Genomic DNA, 235 nt, shown 5'->3' with positions numbered 1-235 from the left:
ATCTTAGACGAGCCCACCACAGGGCTGCACTTTCATGATATTAAGTTACTCATGAAAGTATTACATCGCTTACGTGATCACGGCAATACCATCGTCATTATTGAACATAATCTTGATGTAGTGAAAACGGCAGATTGGGTTATTGATCTCGGCCCTGAAGGTGGCAGCGGCGGCGGTGAAATTCTGGTTGTAGGGACACCGGAAACGGTATCGGAGCACCCTGATAGCCATACCG

1 protein-coding gene is annotated in these 235 nt (G+C 47.7%); it reads left to right on the top strand.

The features are described 5' to 3' along the window. Window positions 1–235: hypothetical protein (locus MTCD1_RS20335; RefSeq protein ID WP_438819316.1), on the top strand; the 235-nt coding region annotated here is incomplete at both ends.

Source organism: Colwellia marinimaniae (assembly GCF_002207865.1).
Taxonomy (GTDB): domain Bacteria; phylum Pseudomonadota; class Gammaproteobacteria; order Enterobacterales; family Alteromonadaceae; genus Colwellia; species Colwellia marinimaniae.
Note: the sequence above shows the minus strand (reverse complement) of the source record. Positions and strands in the feature narration are given on the sequence as shown.